The sequence below is a fragment of the Calidithermus chliarophilus DSM 9957 genome (genome assembly GCF_000430045.1).
Classification (GTDB): Bacteria; Deinococcota; Deinococci; order Deinococcales; family Thermaceae; genus Calidithermus; species Calidithermus chliarophilus.
In genome coordinates, this window is sequence record NZ_KE387023.1 from 974,282 (window position 1) to 975,995 (window position 1,714).

The 1,714-nt window shown below is 71.2% G+C and carries 2 protein-coding genes; both read left to right on the forward strand.

Annotated elements, in window-relative coordinates; genetic code table 11:
• Window positions 1-285: 285 nt before the first annotated feature.
• Window positions 286-1,281, forward strand: coding sequence for an AAA family ATPase (locus MEICH_RS0104655; protein WP_027891638.1), 996 nt, complete (start codon window positions 286-288; stop codon window positions 1,279-1,281).
• On the forward strand, window positions 1,281-1,714 hold a 434-nt coding region (locus MEICH_RS23640), incomplete at its 3' end, for a hypothetical protein (protein ID WP_036218313.1). The genes MEICH_RS0104655 and MEICH_RS23640, both read left to right, overlap by 1 nt.

Sequence of the window (1,714 nt, forward strand, 5' to 3'; positions counted from 1 at the left end):
TCCCGCGTGAGCCGCACACCCCGGCCGGGGCACGGCAGCGACCACCGAGCAGATGTCCCCTGGGGCGTGGGGCTGTAGTCGGCTTACAGGCCGGGCACAACCCCAGCGGATGATCGATTTCAAGGCTATCGGCTATCAGCTATCAGCTATTGGCTATCGACTATCGACTATCGACTATCGACCATACCCCCACCAACGCTTAACCTTCGCCCTCATCCCGCCGAATCTCATGGGGAAGGTGACCTGGCCTACAGCAGCAGGCCTGCAGTGCCCTACCTTGCAGGCGTGACGCCCAATTTGCTCGCGCAGTACCTGCGGGGTCTCATCCAGCACAGGCTCAAGCTCTCGGTGATGTTGTGGGGGCCGCCGGGGGTGGGGAAGTCGAGCATCGCGGCGCAGACGGCGCGGGCGCACGGGCTCGAGTTCATCGACCTGCGGCTGTCGCAGCTCGCGCCTACCGACCTGCGGGGGTTGCCGGTGCCGGAGGGGGGTGTCTCGCGCTGGTTCCCGCCGGAGTTCTTGCCGAGGGAGGGGGAGGGGGTGCTCTTCCTCGACGAGCTCAACATGGCCCCGCCCACCCTGCAGGGCATCGCGCAGCAGCTCATCCTCGACCGCAAGGTGGGGTCGTACGAGCTGCCCGAGGGGTGGTACGTGTGGGCGGCGGGCAACCGCAAGGAGGACCGGGCGGCCGTCTTCGACATGCCCGCGCCGCTGGCTAACCGCTTTTTGCACCTCGAGGTCGAGCCCGACTTCGAGAGCTTCAAGGCCTACGCCTTCGCGAGCGGCCTGCACGAGCGCATCCTGGCCTTTTTGGCCTTCCGGCCGGGGTTGCTGCACCACCTCGACCCCAAGAGCCCGGCCTGGCCGAGCCCGCGGAGCTGGGAGATGGCCTCGCACCTGCTCAAGGCGGGCCTGGACATCGCGCCGGTGGTGGGGCGGGGGGCGGCGGCGGAGTTCGCGGCCTTCGAGCAGGTCTACGCGGTGCTGCCCGAGCTCACCGACGTCCTCGAGGGCCGCACCGACAAGACCTTCCCCGAGGAGCCCTCGGCCCGCTACGCGCTCACCCTGGGCCTGACCCTGCGGGCCGAGACGGCGCAGCAGGCCCTGCACGCCTTCCGCTGGATGGTGGGGGTGGCCCCGCCCGAGTGGGTGCAGCTCTTCGCCTGCGACCTCTTCACCCGACTGCGGCTGCGCGGGCAGTTGGGCGAGCTGGCGCAGTTGCGCAAGGCCGAGCCGCGGCTCGAGGAGTTCCTGGGCAGGTTCCGCGAACTGGTGTTCTGATGGACGCGCTCGCCGAGGCCGCCCGGGCCAGCACCCCGCCCCCCCGCCTGGCCCGCCTGGCGAGCCACCCCCGGGCCGAGGTGCGGCGGGCGGTGGCCGCCAACCCCAACACCCCTACGGCGGTGCTGCTGCGGCTGGCGGTGCACTTCCCCGAGGAGGTGCTGCACAACCCGGTCCTCGACCTGCTGCTGCTGGAGAACCCCAACCTGCTGGCCGAGGCACGCCCGGAGAGCCGCAACCGCCTGCTGGGCAGCCCGGCCTGCTGGCCCGAGTTCGTGCGCTGGGCCCTCAAGCACGGCGACGAGGACGCGCTGTTGGCGCTGTGCCGCAACCCGCTGCTGCCGCGGGAGGCGCTCGAGGCCCTGCAGGACCACCCGGCCGAGAAGGTGCGGCAGGCGGCGCGGCTGCACGTGGGGCGGGCGGGGGGGCAGGC